Source organism: Snodgrassella sp. W6238H11 (assembly GCF_016100525.1).
Taxonomy (GTDB): domain Bacteria; phylum Pseudomonadota; class Gammaproteobacteria; order Burkholderiales; family Neisseriaceae; genus Snodgrassella; species Snodgrassella alvi.
The window spans coordinates 216,985-231,509 of record NZ_JACFSH010000002.1 but is presented as its reverse complement, the minus strand read 5'-3'; the positions used below and the strand labels follow the sequence as shown (position 1 = coordinate 231,509).

Annotated in this window: 14 protein-coding genes; 1 reads left to right on the top strand and 13 read right to left on the bottom strand. The window is 42.1% G+C overall.

What is annotated here, in order from left to right:
• Positions 1–61 precede the first annotated feature (61 nt).
• From H3V00_RS04490 to H3V00_RS04450, 9 genes are all read right to left on the bottom strand, one after another.
• Positions 62–982: a VacJ family lipoprotein gene (locus tag H3V00_RS04490; RefSeq protein ID WP_198189881.1), complete on the bottom strand. Its 921-nt coding sequence runs from the start codon at positions 980–982 to the stop codon at positions 62–64.
• Positions 979–1,263, bottom strand: a complete 285-nt coding sequence (locus H3V00_RS04485; protein WP_025331218.1) for a lipid asymmetry maintenance protein MlaB — start codon at positions 1,261–1,263, stop codon at positions 979–981. The genes H3V00_RS04490 and H3V00_RS04485 overlap by 4 nt, the downstream gene beginning before the upstream one ends.
• A gap of 2 nt (positions 1,264–1,265) precedes the next feature.
• Complete coding sequence (locus H3V00_RS04480; RefSeq protein WP_025331219.1) at positions 1,266–1,862, bottom strand: phospholipid-binding protein MlaC; 597 nt, start codon at positions 1,860–1,862, stop codon at positions 1,266–1,268.
• A gap of 57 nt (positions 1,863–1,919) precedes the next feature.
• Entirely contained in the window at positions 1,920–2,429 is a 510-nt protein-coding gene (gene mlaD, locus H3V00_RS04475; protein WP_174830538.1) for an outer membrane lipid asymmetry maintenance protein MlaD, read from the bottom strand.
• Between the two features lie 24 nt (positions 2,430–2,453).
• Entirely contained in the window at positions 2,454–3,230 is a 777-nt protein-coding gene (mlaE, locus tag H3V00_RS04470; protein ID WP_078475685.1) for a lipid asymmetry maintenance ABC transporter permease subunit MlaE, read from the bottom strand.
• Positions 3,230–4,030, bottom strand: coding sequence for an ABC transporter ATP-binding protein (locus tag H3V00_RS04465; RefSeq protein ID WP_084552135.1), 801 nt, complete (start codon positions 4,028–4,030; stop codon positions 3,230–3,232). Before H3V00_RS04465 ends, mlaE begins: the two co-directional genes overlap by 1 nt.
• 75 nt (positions 4,031–4,105) lie before the next feature.
• On the bottom strand, positions 4,106–5,098 hold the full coding sequence (gene pdxA, locus H3V00_RS04460; protein WP_198206951.1) for a 4-hydroxythreonine-4-phosphate dehydrogenase PdxA: 993 nt from the start codon (positions 5,096–5,098) through the stop codon (positions 4,106–4,108).
• 135 nt (positions 5,099–5,233) lie between these two features.
• Positions 5,234–6,193, bottom strand: a complete 960-nt coding sequence (locus H3V00_RS04455) for a peptidylprolyl isomerase (RefSeq protein WP_084552063.1) — start codon at positions 6,191–6,193, stop codon at positions 5,234–5,236.
• On the bottom strand, positions 6,193–8,529 hold the full coding sequence (locus tag H3V00_RS04450; protein WP_198206952.1) for an LPS-assembly protein LptD: 2,337 nt from the start codon (positions 8,527–8,529) through the stop codon (positions 6,193–6,195). The genes H3V00_RS04455 and H3V00_RS04450 overlap by 1 nt, the downstream gene beginning before the upstream one ends.
• Positions 8,530–8,588: 59 nt before the next feature.
• Here H3V00_RS04450 and amgK point away from each other — a divergent pair, with 59 nt between their 5' ends.
• Positions 8,589–9,593, top strand: coding sequence for an N-acetylmuramate/N-acetylglucosamine kinase AmgK (gene amgK / locus H3V00_RS04445; RefSeq protein WP_198206953.1), 1,005 nt, complete (start codon positions 8,589–8,591; stop codon positions 9,591–9,593).
• Between the two features lie 66 nt (positions 9,594–9,659).
• On the opposite strand, the gene H3V00_RS04440 is transcribed toward amgK, so the two are convergent.
• The 4 genes from H3V00_RS04440 to H3V00_RS04425 all read right to left on the bottom strand — a co-directional run bounded on the left by H3V00_RS04440 (position 9,660) and on the right by H3V00_RS04425 (position 14,523).
• Positions 9,660–10,640, bottom strand: coding sequence for a hypothetical protein (locus H3V00_RS04440; RefSeq protein WP_198206955.1), 981 nt, complete (start codon positions 10,638–10,640; stop codon positions 9,660–9,662).
• Between the two features lie 70 nt (positions 10,641–10,710).
• Complete coding sequence (locus H3V00_RS04435) at positions 10,711–11,472, bottom strand: class I SAM-dependent methyltransferase (RefSeq protein ID WP_084585935.1); 762 nt, start codon at positions 11,470–11,472, stop codon at positions 10,711–10,713.
• Positions 11,472–12,956 carry a sigma-54 dependent transcriptional regulator gene (locus H3V00_RS04430; protein ID WP_084553064.1) on the bottom strand — a complete coding sequence of 495 codons (1,485 nt, stop codon included), beginning with the start codon at positions 12,954–12,956 and terminating at the stop codon, positions 11,472–11,474. Before H3V00_RS04430 ends, H3V00_RS04435 begins: the two co-directional genes overlap by 1 nt.
• A complete protein-coding gene (locus tag H3V00_RS04425) occupies positions 12,949–14,523 on the bottom strand; it encodes an ATP-binding protein (protein WP_143556003.1) in 1,575 nt (524 codons plus the stop codon). Before H3V00_RS04425 ends, H3V00_RS04430 begins: the two co-directional genes overlap by 8 nt.
• Between the last annotated feature and the right edge of the window lie 2 nt (positions 14,524–14,525).

Genomic DNA, 14,525 nt, shown 5'->3' with positions numbered 1-14,525 from the left:
TATACTGATCTGAATTTCAGTTTTCGGAATGATACTTTTTACTGTTATAAAATACTAACGTTTAATGCACATTCCAATAGGGCTGACTTACCGAAACCGGAGATTCAGTCAAATTGTCGCCTGTATTTTTATCTGGTGTTGAATCAGTTGTTGCCGGAACATTATCATCTGATTCAGTTACTTTTTTAAAAGATTGACTTGATGATACAGAAGCCGGCTGGGTAACGGCATTATCGCTACCCGGAGCTACCAGATTATCTATATCGTCATCATCTTCATCATCTGCCGGAAACAATGAGCCGCCTACCTGATTGTTACGCAATTTCATATATACATCACGCATGTATGTATAGCGATCCAGTGCGGCATCATTCAAGCTATCGGTTACATCCAGCAATGCTTCACGCGAGGCCACTCCATTCAGACCGGTAAGACTCCAGCGTACAGCATCTTCCTTGAAAATAGCATTTTCTATCGGGAATACATCAGTAATGGTACTTCCGATACTATCACGCACTGTCGACGGACCCAAAAGAGGATAAACAAAGTAATTACTGTTTTTCCAACCCCATGAGGCAAAGGTATCACCAAGGGTATTTTTGTTGTTCGGAATCCGGCCTGCATCAGCAATATCCAGTAAACCGCCCAGGCCAAATGTAGTATTAATACCAACGCGCACGAAATCTGTACTGGCTTTCTCAATATCCAGTCGCAGCAGATTACTGCCAAAACTTACTACATCGCGCAGATTATTGAAAAAGTTGTTGACGCCTGTACGCACAGGTGAAGGAGTGACTTTCCGGTAACCGCGGGCAACCGGTGTCATGATATAACGATCAAGATGATCATTAATATTGAACATAACCCGGTTATAACCCTCATACGGATCTTTATAAGTATAGGTTTGTTCTGCTGCCGCCCAGCCAGCCTGACTGAGCACAAGCAGTACACAGCCTGTTAGCAACTTTTTCTTACTACTCATTGTAATGATTCCTCTACACCGTAAAGTGCCATCAGGGTAATAAGTCCCGCCGGCACACCGGCGATGTGCAACATAAATTTCTGTCTGTGCGCCAGCCGCTTAGCCGCCACGAGCAATGCCACGCAGGCAGAATCGGCTTCGGTTACACCACTGACGTCCACTTTTTCTATTTGTCCGGTTTGGATATAGTCACAGAAACGTTTGAAATCGTTTTCTCCTACTGTACCCATAGTTACCTTGTCATGAATCATCAGGGTTTTACCCTGCACGTTGGTTTGCATGATTATTTACCGTTTTTGGCACGTAAATCCGCTACTAAACCATCTATGCCTTTCTGGCTGATAGTCTGATTAAACTGGTTGCGGTATACAGTCACCAGACTGGCACCTTCTACAGCTACATTGTAAATACGGTATATATTGCCTGCCTGATACAGGGTGTAATCCATACGTACTGGTTTACTGTTAGGTGTTGTAACATCTACACGCACAATGATTTCGCGTCCGCCCTTATTAACGACAGGATTACTGTATACATTTGCCTGAGCATTTTTAAATTTCAGCATAGTGCCGGAATAAGTACGGATTAACAGGGTTTTAAACTCCTGAGTTAATGCCTGCTGCTGTGCAGTACTGGCGGTACGCCACGGAGCACCTACCGCCAGTGCAGTCATGCGCTCAAAATCAAAATACGGAATAGCATAGTTTTCAGCCTGACGGCGTACCTGATTATCATTTTTACCATTGGCTGAACTTAAAATATTCAATACCTGAGTAGCATTGTCTTTAAGCTGGCTTACTGCCTGCTGTGGTGAAGCAAATGCCATACTAATGCTCATAATCGCAATACTTACCGCCCCGAAAAATGAAGATTTATTCAGTTTCATTAATATATTCCTTTAATTAAATTAAATTTGTTTATCTACTGTTACTTTTACTTATTCACTCGCAGAAACAGCAGTATCTGTTTTTTTATTATCGCTTTTGGCATTACCCTCAGCAAAACTGGTCATAAATTTACCAATTAACTGTTCCAGCACCAAAGCTGAACTGGTAATAGTAATATTATCCCCATCGGCCAGATTATCCGGGTCGCCGCCTTGCTCCAGTCCGATATACTGGTCGCCAAGCAAACCTGAAGTCAGAATCTGCGCTGAAGTGTCAGTACTAAACTGGTACTGTTTATCAATTTTTAAAGTCACTTTAGCCCAGTAAGTTTTCGGATCAAGTACAATTTTGTCTACCCGGCCAACCACAACACCGGCTGCTTTGACAGGCGCCTGTGTTTTTAAACCGCCAATATCGCTGAACGAGGCCGATAAAGTATATGTAGGCTGGGAAGAGCCGATCCCATTACCGCCGGCTACCCGAAAAGATAAAAATAGAATTGCCACTATGCCTATTAAAACAAATAGACCAACCAGCATTTCCAGACTGTTTTTTTTCATATCATTACCTTGTTAATCTGCACCCTATTTGGTAAACATCAGAGCGGTCAGCATAAAATCCACTGCCAGAATAGTTAGTGAGCTGGATACAACAGTACGTGTATTGGCGCGCAAAATACCTTCTGATGTCGGTTTTGCATAAAAACCCTGATAAACAGCTATCAGAGTAACAACTACGCCAAATACCAATGACTTAATTAAACCATTTACAACATCATAGTAAAAATCAAGATTATTCTGCATTTGACCCCAGAATACGCCGTTATCCATGCCAAAATATTTTACGCCAATCAGATAAGCACCATAAACGCCGGCAACATTGAATATTGAAGCCAGTAAAGGCATGGAAAGTACACCTGCCCAGAAACGTGGTGCGATAACTCTCGCCACCGGATCAATAGCCATGACATTCATGGCTTCCAGTTGTTCAGTGGTTTTCATTAAACCTATTTCACTGGTCATTGCACCACCGGCACTGCTGGCAAACAGTATCGCAGCCAATACCGGACCAAGCTCGCGCAGCATGGCGGCAGCCACCATATAACCAAGAATATCTGCAGATTTAAATTTAGCCAGCTGTGTGTAGGCCTGTAACCCCAGTACCATTCCGACAAACAGTCCTGATACTGCGATAATGACAATAGAAAGAACACCGGAAAAATACATTTGCCGGATCATCAGGCGCGGACGGCGTAAAACTGTTCCGCTGCGCAGCAAGGCGGCAAGCAGAAATAATGCTGCCCGCCCCAGATGCTGGACAAAACTCAGGGTTTTTGCACCCAGTTGCTCGATTGCTTTCATCACGCGATGTCTAAATCCTGTTGTAAGGTGGTGGTAGCCGGATAACGAAATGCTACCGGGCCGTCTGCCTGACCATGAATAAACTGATTTATCCATGGTGAATCCAGTTCACGCATTTGTAGCGGTGAACCGGAAAAAATAATTTCACCGTGTGCCAGAAAAACCACATGGCTGGCAATATCCAGAGATTGCTGGATATCATGTGTCACCATTACACTGGTAGTTTGTAAGGCTTTATTGACCTTACTCACCAGACTGGCTATTACCCCGAGTGAAATCGGATCCAGGCCAGTAAATGGTTCATCATATAGCAATAATGCCGGATCAAGTGCAATTGTACGAGCCAGTGCTACTCGTCTTGCCATACCACCGGAAAGCTCGGATGGCATTAATTGCTCTACCCCGCGTAAACCAACTGCATTCAGTTTCATGACCACCAGATCATGTATCATGCTTTCCGGCAAATCAGTATGTTCCCGCATTGGAAAAGCAACATTATCGAATACTGATAAATCCGTAAACAAAGCACCAAACTGAAACAGTACGCCCATGTTACGGCGATGGTAATACAGTTCTTCGCGGCTGAATTCGGCAATATCACGACCATTGATCAATACTTGCCCCTGTTGTGCACTGATCTGGCCGGTAATTAAACGCAACAAGGTTGTTTTACCACTTCCGGAACTACCCATAATAGCGGTAAAACTGCCCTGCTCCAGTTTAAAATTAATATTTTTTAAAATGGGTCGGTCGCCATAAGCGAAAACCACATTTTTCATTTCAATAAACGGCGTAGCCATATTGAGAATTCCCATGCCGTATAGCAACTTAGATTTTATGATGTCTGTTGGTATTTATCAAATACAAGTGCGTAATTACTGCTCTGCTTTCCAGTGTCTGCTCATATCCACTGCAGCATGAATTGCTGCAAATAAACTGCTGCTGGTTGCTTCACCAGTACCGGCAAGATTCAGCGCAGTACCATGATCCACTGAGGTGCGGATAAAAGGCAGTCCCAGAGTGATATTAACGCCCTCTCCAAAACTTGCATATTTTAATACCGGCAATCCCTGATCATGATACATAGCCAGAACAGCATCAGCCTGTTCAAGCATGAAAGGCTGAAACAGTGTATCTGCCGGAAATGGTCCGGTTATTTGCATACCTTTCTGTTGTAACTGGCTGATTACCGGAATAATAATATCATTTTCTTCATTTCCAAGATGACCGCCTTCACCAGCATGCGGATTGAGACCGGCAACCAGAATACGCGGCTGTATCAGCCCGAATTTTGTCTGCAAATCATGATGCAGAATAGTTAGTACTTCGGTTAATAATTCAAGTGTCAGGGTATCTGCTACTGCCCGCAGTGGTAAGTGAGTAGTGGCTAAAGCCACTCTCAGACCGCCACCGGTAAGCATCATTACTACTTGAGAAGTAGCACTTTTAGCAGCCAGATATTCCGTATGGCCGCTAAAAGCAATACCGCTATCGTTGATAATTCCTTTATGAACCGGAGCAGTGACTATAGCAGCAAATTCACCCTGTTCTATGCCAGTATATGCTCTGTCCAGTAATTGCAATACATAAGCAGCATTTTGTACGTTTAATTTTCCTGCCTGAACAGATACCTGAACTGGAATATGACAAACTTCCAGTACTCCGGATACAGGTTTGTTACTATCTGGCTGATAAGCCTGTATGGTAATTTTTTTATTCAGTTGTGCCGCACGCTGCTGCAATAATTGCATATCTCCCAATACCACAATGCGTTGCGGCCAGTCCTGGCTGGCCAGATCCAGACAGATATCTGGACCGATACCTGCCGGCTCTCCGCTAGTAACAGCAATAATTAACTGATTCTTCATAAAAATAAGCCAGAATTATAATGATATTTTTCACAGAAAAATCAATAAAAAATACTTAGCTATCAGAATATACAAACTCTACATTTCGACACTGATACAGGCTGCACGCATTGCAGAAAAGTTGTTTTTATGCAGTTAATCCAAAGGACGAATACTGATATAGGCCTGATCATGTAACTGTTTCAGGAAATTCTGCAGTAGAATTTCGCGTTTTTCCTGTACCAGTACTGCACGCATCCCGTTACGCTGACGTTCTTGCGGGCTGTCATTGCTTCTGACAGCCACCAGACGGATTACGTGCCAGCCAAACTGAGTACGCACCGGCATGGATATCTGACCCGGCTGCAATGATTTCACCGCAGCTTCGAATGGCGGCACAGTCTCACCATCGATAATCCAGCCCAGATCTCCGCCATTTTGTGCACTGCCATCCTGAGAATACTGCCGTGCCAGCTGATCGAATGAGGCACCGGAACGTGCCTGCTGAGCAATCTGTTCAATCAGTTTTCGTGTGATATCGTTATCGTTTTTCAACAGAATATGTTGCACATGATAGGAATAGGCTGTAACCGGTGGCGGCAGAGGTCTTCCTTCCTGCTGGGCACGTGCAATAGCATCATCTACCTCTGCATCACTGACCTGACTTTTGCCCATTACTTCACTTTGTTCAATTTTCTGTGCCAGCAGGTTTTCCGTTATGGTGCGGCGCAGCTGATCTTCATTCACACCTTCTTTAGCAATGCGCTGAATCAGCTCTTTAACTGTCATATGGCGTTGTGAAGCAAACAGTTCAATTGCTTCGTTTACATCGGCATTAGTCAGGCGGATATTGGAGCGCCTGGCAGCTTGCACCAGTAAATCCTTACGTATCAGCTGTGCAAGTGCCTGCTCGTGTAAATCTGCATTACTGATATTTTGTCCTTTTGGTAACTGTGAACGCATCTGGGCTGCTACTAAGTCCAGCTCGCGACGTGTTATTACATCATCATTGACAACTGCCACAATGTTATCAACTGGTTTGATATCCAATGCCATTGCCGAAGGCAATACTACAGCCAGCATCGTTGCTGCCAGCCAGGAATGTATCTTTTTCATTAATGTTTTACCTCATAAGTATTGCTGTAACCGGGAATTTGTGAAGTGAGCTGATTGAGGGAACCATTTCCCATACCTGTCAGGTCACGCAACTGCAATTGGAATAATACGGCGGTTTTGCGTTTTTTGTAATCATCTGTATAGCGGGAACCTACCAGTCCGGCACTCCAGCAATGACACGGACTCTGGTACTCTATTCCTACTGTCTGATTCAGAGATGTACTACTATTAAAATCATAATCCTGCCGTGCGACCAGATAGTAATTACGGGTTAGCGGCCATTGAACACCGACATCTATTGTACGCATTTTGCCATAAACATCATCATATAAATTTTCATAACGACCATATTTATAGCGAACACTGATAGTTTTACCTGCATTCGGTGTATAGCGGATGCCAAAGTTATAACTTTCAGATGTTTTTAAATCCTGATTATAATGCCAGTTAGTTTCAGCTGTGATGTGCTCGCTCAGGGCAGCACGTCCAAAAGCCACCATATCAGAGCGTTTGCGTTCTTTATTTTTAGGCGTGTTGTCATTCAGTTTGACGTTATCATCACGGAAATAAAAGCGCTGACCAATACCGGCTGCGAAACGTTCAATACCGTTAGTACTATCATATATCCGAGATTGCAGCGCCGTTGTCATAAAATTAGCCGCATTGATTCTGTCCTGTCCTGAATAACGGTTTTCATGAAATAACTGATCATAAGTAAAACTGTTTTCGGCTGTATCAAACAAAGGCATATCATTCTGATTACGTCGCGGTATATAGGTATAAAACAGACGTGGTTCCAGTGTCTGAATATATCCCTTGTTTAATCGATTGTTTTTCCATAAACGCTCAAAGGTCACGCCTGAATCCACACTAAGTAAAGGTACGGCACGATCCATACTGCGGCTATCCTGATTATCCTGCCGGTTCATATCATAATGAGTGGCATGAAAACTCAGTTTTGGCCGGATATACCCCCAGTTATTGGAATAGTCAGCAGTAAATGTTGGCAATAATACCAGACGGGTACCATTGGGATATTTATGTATCCACCAGTCTTTATGACCAGTTTCCCTGCCCTCAAAACGGGTTGCTTCAGCATAGACATTGACTGCGTAATGATTACCAAAATAACGGTTCCACGTAGCAGATAAACGAGGTAAACGTGAGTAAGGCTGATCCTTATATCCACTGATTGAGGCCAGTGTCTGATATTTTTGCACCATTAAACTGCCATCAAATGTCCCGCCCCATAAATCTCGGTGGTAATTCAGCCATGCCTGCCGGTTCAGATTAGAACTGCCATTATCTCCGCTCCAGAAATCACGCCGGTAATCATCATCTGAGACCTGATGATAGTCAATACCGCCGGTTAATCCCTTTGCTAGTCTCTGGGAATGGGTAAAATCAATTTCAGCACGATTTTTGTGACTGCTTTTCTGATCATTCGGCACCCAGTCAGCACTAATCTGTCCCTGATAAGTCGGCTGCAGGTAACGGAAATCACCACCCAGCTGTAGACCACGGCTGCTAATAAAATGCGGCCGGATAGTTGCATCATAATTAGGAGCCAGATTCAGATAATAAGGAGTCATTATTTCAAAACCGTCAGATCCTCCTTTAAGTGTAGGCGTCAGAAACCCGCTTTTACGATTGCCGTTTAACGGAAAATCGATCCATGGTGTATAAAACAGAGGAACACCGCCAAATACCAGCGTTGCATTACGGGCTACCCCGACATTTTTATCATAATCCAGATCAATACTGCCTGAACGGATATACCAGCTGTCATCGCCCGGATTACAGGTATTGAATTTAGCACTTTGCAGACGATAGCGATTTTTACCACCCATCTGTATCTCGTCCCCGACACCTTGCAGACGCCGGTTATCATTTTCCATTTCAAAGCGGCCGGCATCACCGACACCCGTACTTTTAGCCATGTCGTAAGTAACATGTTCACCGGTAACACGTCCCTTACCATTATCTAAAGTAAAGTGATCACCAGCTTTAACAATCTGGCTTTCCTGATCATAATCAGCCCAGTCTGAATTCAAAGTGACATCATTACGCTCAATAATGACACTCCCTTTTGCATGTACCTGAACCTGTGACTGCCCGTTGACATCGTCAGCCACAACCCGGGTAACATCAGTACCCGGATTAGCTTCACCGCTGCTTTGTACAGGTTTAACAAAATTTTTCGGTCGCTGTGGCGCTGTACAAACATTTCCTTCGCCCATAGACAAAGGTGAGGCCGCAAGAACAAACCCGGGCAAAGTACAAAAAACCGTTGTTAAGGCCAGAGCTAATGGTTTTGGAGAGAATAAGTAGGACAAAGTATCACCTAAACGGCTTTGCCAGTTAAAATAGTGTTTATTTTAACCTGAAAAATGTCATGCAACGAGAATCTGAATTAAAAAAATGGTTTCATACCTGCTATCCGCAACAGGAATTTGTTCTTAGTTTTGCAGCTGCTGATGCTGATTTCCGACGCTATTTCCGCGCTACTTTTACTGACGACCGTACAGTAATCTGTATGGACGCCCCTCCGGATAAAATGAGTATCCTGCCATATATTAAGGTACAAAAGCTTTTTCAGGCTCTTAATGTTCCCGAAATCTATCATCTGGATACACAGCAAGGATTTATGGCTCTGGAAGATTTTGGTAATACCCCTTATCTGGCTGCACTGCAACAGGATAAACGTGCTGAAGTACACAAAGTATTGCTGCTGGAAGCCATTGATGAACTCATCAAACTACAACTTTCAAGCCAGCCGGATCAACTACCATTATATGATGAAGCCGTACTAAAAAGGGAAATGCAACTTTTTCCTGAATGGTATGTTCAGAAAGAACTTGGTTTATCATTAACTGAGAAACAGCAACAGTTATGGCAGCAAACAGTTAACAATATATTACCGGTAATATTGTCACAGCCACTGGTCTATGTACATCGTGATTTTATTGTTCGAAACATCATGCTCACCCGCGACCGCCCTGGTATTCTTGATTTTCAGGATGCATTGTATGGTCCGATTACTTATGATTTAGTATCACTATTACGTGATGCATTTATCGAATGGGACGAAGAATTTATACTTGACATTGTCATTCGTTACTGGGAAAAAGCAAGAGCTGCCGGATTACCGGTACATACTGATTTTGATCAGTTTTACCGTGATTTTGAATGGATGGGTGTACAGCGCCATCTGAAAGTTGCCGGTATCTTTGCCCGCTTATATTACCGCGATGGTAAAGATAAATATCGCGGTGAAATTCATCGCTTCCTGAAATATTTACGCAAAACCAGCCGCCGTTATGGTGAATTGCGCCCGCTACTGCAATTAATTACTGAATTAATTGGCTCAGAAGAAGTTCAGACAGGTTATACTTTCTAATTAAATCAAAATTATTAAATATCTGCCAAGAAATAATAAAGCTGCCTTAATTCCTAAGCAGCTTTATTATTTCTTGGCAGAAATATTAAATAAAAATTTTAGTTTCTGCCAAAATCCCATTACTGCATAATTATTTAACCGGTTATTTAAGTGCCATTCCTGTTGTTTCATTTGTTCAAGTAAATTGTGTAAATGTGATGCTTCAGATTTCATTTCTTCGTACTTTAGATTTATATAATTAAGCTCTCTTTTTAAATTTGCTTGTTCATTATCATTTAATAGCTGCTTATTTTCTAATTCACGCTTATATGCGTCTTCAAGAGAAATAATCTTATCCGTATAAAATTTATGATTCACCGGATCTGAACGTATTTTACCATATACATTTTTCTCAAAAATCTTCTTTAGTGAGAAATAATAGTTTTCAACATCTGCAACTGTAAATTTTATTTCACCGCCAAACTCTGTCTCTAGTTTTAATTTTTTTGAAATACTCACTTCAATGATCGGTATATGATTTTTTTCAAAAGAGTGTATTTTTTTAGAATAACAAGCATTAGTATAAACAACCTCTATAGCCAGACATCCTTTCCATTTTTCCTGCAATTCACACTCAGAAGAAAAATAGCCAACAAGGTCGGGATAATATTTTTCCTCATCTTGATCGAAATGCTTAAATCGAAGACACGGCTCAACTAAAAATTTTGAAAAATTTAAAATATATTTATTTTTATCAATAGTAAATTTAATTACAGGCATTTCCAGTAATATCACTGTCGCTGCAGAATGGTAAATAGACTCTTTATTGTTTTCATCAATTTCGTCGGATTTATACCGAAAAAAGCCATGTTCAGTTGGAATTAACTCCAGACGATTAATTTCATCGTATTCCGTTGAGTAAAACGTTAATTCCAGATATTTTTTAAAATTTTGTTCTTTTAATCTCAGAACATCCCAGATATAAAAAATTTTTGGCTGCAAAGATTGATTTTCGCAGATAAAACATTGATTTTTATCTTTAGCATATGCCCAGATTTTTCTAGCCAATTGTTATTCTCCCCTGTATTAAGTTTAAACAAAATAATTCAGATTCACAAAATTGATTTCTTCCTTAAAACTACAAAGGCATATACCCATCAAATCGCGTTGTTTTACCAAAATACTGAAAAGCCGGTGTCTTTCCTGCTAAAACTGCCCCATTAGCTGGTCTTTTTACCACGACCCGTTTTCGGGCTAATTTCTGTGCTGCGAGTAATAAAGCCTGATCATTATTCATATCTGCATTACCCAGCAATTCATGAAAATAAGCCATTTCTTTTTTTACTGCTGCTGCTTTTTGCTTTTGCGGATACATCGGATCCAGATAGACCACATCAGGCAATGGTATCTGCTTTTGTTCCGCGTCTGGTAAAGTGATACTGCCATAATGCAGATGAATCTGCTGTGCTATATGCGCAGTCTGTTTATCAACCATCGCACGTTTCAGCCCGTCCGCAAATAAAACATATACATAAGGATTCTGTTCAAATACCACAACTTCCAGTCCCAATGATGCCATTACAAAAGCGTCCCGACCTAAACCTCCGGTAGCGTCCCAGACAAGCGGCCGGTTTTTGGCCTGAATAGCACGTGCCAGTAATTCTCCCCCACCAAAAAGCCGCCGGTGCCGTGCAGTACCTTCTACAAAATCAACCCGCACGACCCCTTTTTGCCCGGCTTTAGCTAAAGCAAGACTGTCATTTTCGTATATCAGATATAATCCCTGTTCGGGTGGTTGTTGCTGATAACAGAGTTTTTTACTGGCTAGCAATTTCTGTAAAGGAGTGATCAGATCAGTTTTATCTGCTATCTGACCGGTTAAAATCAGAGGCTTTACCATCAGACAATCCCTAACCGTTCCATCCGGTAACGCATAGAACGAAAACTGATACCCAGTAATTTGGCGGCCTGTGTTCGGTTATATCGGGTTTGCGCTAAAGCCTGTTCCAGGATTTTTCTCTCTATTTCATCCAGATAATCCTGTATCTGAGTTTTTCCGAACTGGTAATCCTCAATTTCCTCATTACTATCTGCGGATAGATTACTGCCGGCATTCTCTGCAGATTCAGTACGCGGATTATCCAGCTGATAGCTATGAATCTGTAAATCATCTACCTCAATAATATGATTTTTCGACAGTGCAATAGCACGTTCCAGAATATTCTCCAATTCACGGAAATTACCGGGATAACTGTATTGCAACAGTGCTTTTTTTGCTTCCGGTGTTAATGTCATGGTTTCATCATGCAAAATTCGTTGCAGTAAAACCCGAATTAACTGCGGCAAATCATCACGTAATTCACGTAATGGCGGCATGGTAATAGATACAACATTCAAACGATAAAACAAGTCCTGACGAAACTGACCTGATTCAACCAGAGCATTTAAATCTTTATGGGTTGCACAGATAATACGGACATCAACCTGCTTTTCTTCCATTTCGCCAATCCGGCGTACAGCACGTTCCTGAATGGCCCGCAATAATTTAACCTGCATCGATAGTGGTAAATCAGCTACTTCATCCAGAAATAATGTTCCGCCGTCCGCATGCTGAAAAAAACCAGCCCTATCTGATTCTGCTCCGGTAAAACTGCCTTTTTTATAACCAAAAAACTCACTTTCCATCAATGCTTCAGGTATGGCACCACAATTTACAGCAACAAATGCCTTGTCTCTGCGTTCTGACTGTTCATGAATACTGCGCGCTGCCTGCTCTTTACCACTGCCTGATTCTCCGGCAATGTATACCGGCACGTTACTTTTAGCCAGCTTGCTGATCAACTGACGTACTTCTGTTATTAACGGAGAATTACCCAGTAAACGTTCACGTACCGGCTGTTCGTTAACCATTGCGGAAGTATCTTCATTTTTTTGTTTATTTTCAGACTGTTTAAATGCGGTTACCATTTTATTATCTATTTCGGTTTCGGCAGTATTATTGATTGTAATAACAGATTTAACCAGAGTACGCAGCTGCGCCAGAGTAATGGGTTTTTGTAAGTAATCGAAAGCACCATTTTTCAGTGCCTGTACAGCCTGCGCTGCATTTCCGTAAGCGGTAATAACTGCAATCGGAATATCCAGATTATGGGCAGTAATATAATCAACAATCTCCAGCCCTGAGCCATCCGGCATACGCATATCCGTTAGCACCAGAGAGAAAGCATGCGTACGTAAAGCCTTTTTTGCCTCAGCTACACCAGCGGCAGTTTTTACGGACAAACCCATTTTAATCAGGGTTAACTCCATTAAATCACGAATATCGGCTTCATCATCTATTATCAGTACCGGCTTTTCTAAGTCCATCTGATTATTATTATTCATCAACCATCCTTGGCAAGGTTAATTCAAATCCATTAACTTCAGGGCGATAAATTAACTGACCATGATTAGCCTGAGCCAGTTCGCGCGCCACATATAATCCAAGACCGGTGCCGCTGGATTCAGTCGTGAAAAACGGTTCAAACAAATACAACTGATTTTCTGCACTGACACCAGCACCATTATCAATTACGGTAATGGAAATTTCATTTTGCTCTTCTATACAAAAAATAACACGAATAGCATTTTTATTCTGCAAACTATGACGCCAGGCATTATTCATCAGATTCCATATAATCTGCTGCAAGTGTACCGAATCACACCAGACGATTAAATCCCCTTTATCGGCTTGTAGTTCAATACAATCCACAGCCTGCTGCCTGATCAGTATAAATTCCTGCATAAAGGCAGTCCAGAATACCCGCAAATCAATTGCCTGTTTATTTTTTTTATCCCGCTTATTCAGCATACTGATATCTTCAAGCATTTTATCAATACGACTGATATTGTTCTCTATAATATTAAACAGCCGCAGTCGTGTCGAATCATATTCTTCTTCCTGTAACAATTCATTGGCCTGTCTTATTGCAGACATCGGATTACGAATTTCATGAGCCAGATTAGCCGTTAACTGGCCTAATGAGGCCAGTTTAATGGCCATAGCCTCCTTATCAATTTCAGTACGCGAACGCATTGATAACATCAGTAAAGGCGTATTTGCTTCCTGTAACAAGCGTGCATGCACCCTCATCGGCCAATTATTCAGTGTACAGTTTATTTCGAAAATATTTTTCTGTTCAGTGTGCCAGTAATGCATAACCTGACGAAATAAAGCAGTTTGTTTATCAACCAGCAGCATCGGGAAATAATTCTGCGCCTTCCGGTTAATCAGCCACACCAGACCGCTTTCATCCAGTACAACTACCCCCTCCTGTACATAATTAAAAGCACGGTCGAGCAAATTCCGGTAACTGTTCAGCATTTTTGACTGCTGATATTGCAAACTTTGTGAACGCGCCAGTAAAGTAGCGGCATAGGCAGTCAGACCGGCCACAAGAAAGACAGCGGCAATCAGCATGATGGCAATAATGCATATCCGCATACTGTGATTAGCAAAACCATTACGGCTTAGCTGCGTCCAGGTAATGATGACAATCAGTAAAGTTACATAACCGGCATAAATCATCGGATACCGGCCACGGCTGAACAAACAGGCCGAACCGACAAATGGCAGAAGTAAAATACCAAAACCGCTATCCACTCCTCCACCCATATTCATCAGCCAGGCTATCATGGTAATGTCTACAGCAGAATTAACATTTGGTAGTGCATCCGGCTGATTCTGCCAGCGTGGCACCAGCATGGAAAAGACAATCAGAATACCGTAGAGTGCTGCCCAGCTATACAGTTCAATTTTATTGAATATGGGTACAGCCAGACCGGGCTCATCCATACTGCGGGTCAGCAAATAAAACGTCATAATTGAAAACAGCAGACTTATACGCGCAATATTGAGCAAAGCAGAAAGCCTGTCCAGATATTGCGGCCAGCCATTTATATACGTTTTCATAC

Excerpts from the sequence above, each read along its gene's own strand:
- H3V00_RS04490 (WP_198189881.1), bottom strand. The coding sequence starts at position 982 with ATGAGTAGTAAGAAAAAGTTGCTAACAGGCTGTGTACTGCTTGTGCTC.
- H3V00_RS04485 (WP_025331218.1), bottom strand. The coding sequence starts at position 1,263 with ATGCAAACCAACGTGCAGGGTAAAACCCTGATGATTCATGACAAGGTA.
- mlaD (WP_174830538.1), bottom strand. The coding sequence starts at position 2,429 with ATGAAAAAAAACAGTCTGGAAATGCTGGTTGGTCTATTTGTTTTAATA.
- mlaE (WP_078475685.1), bottom strand. The coding sequence starts at position 3,230 with ATGAAAGCAATCGAGCAACTGGGTGCAAAAACCCTGAGTTTTGTCCAG.
- H3V00_RS04465 (WP_084552135.1), bottom strand. The coding sequence starts at position 4,030 with ATGGCTACGCCGTTTATTGAAATGAAAAATGTGGTTTTCGCTTATGGC.
- pdxA (WP_198206951.1), bottom strand. The coding sequence starts at position 5,098 with ATGAAGAATCAGTTAATTATTGCTGTTACTAGCGGAGAGCCGGCAGGT.
- H3V00_RS04455 (WP_084552063.1), bottom strand. The coding sequence starts at position 6,193 with ATGAAAAAGATACATTCCTGGCTGGCAGCAACGATGCTGGCTGTAGTA.
- amgK (WP_198206953.1), top strand. The coding sequence starts at position 8,589 with ATGCAACGAGAATCTGAATTAAAAAAATGGTTTCATACCTGCTATCCG.
- H3V00_RS04435 (WP_084585935.1), bottom strand. The coding sequence starts at position 11,472 with ATGGTAAAGCCTCTGATTTTAACCGGTCAGATAGCAGATAAAACTGAT.
- H3V00_RS04430 (WP_084553064.1), bottom strand. The coding sequence starts at position 12,956 with ATGAATAATAATAATCAGATGGACTTAGAAAAGCCGGTACTGATAATA.
- H3V00_RS04425 (WP_143556003.1), bottom strand. The coding sequence starts at position 14,523 with ATGAAAACGTATATAAATGGCTGGCCGCAATATCTGGACAGGCTTTCT.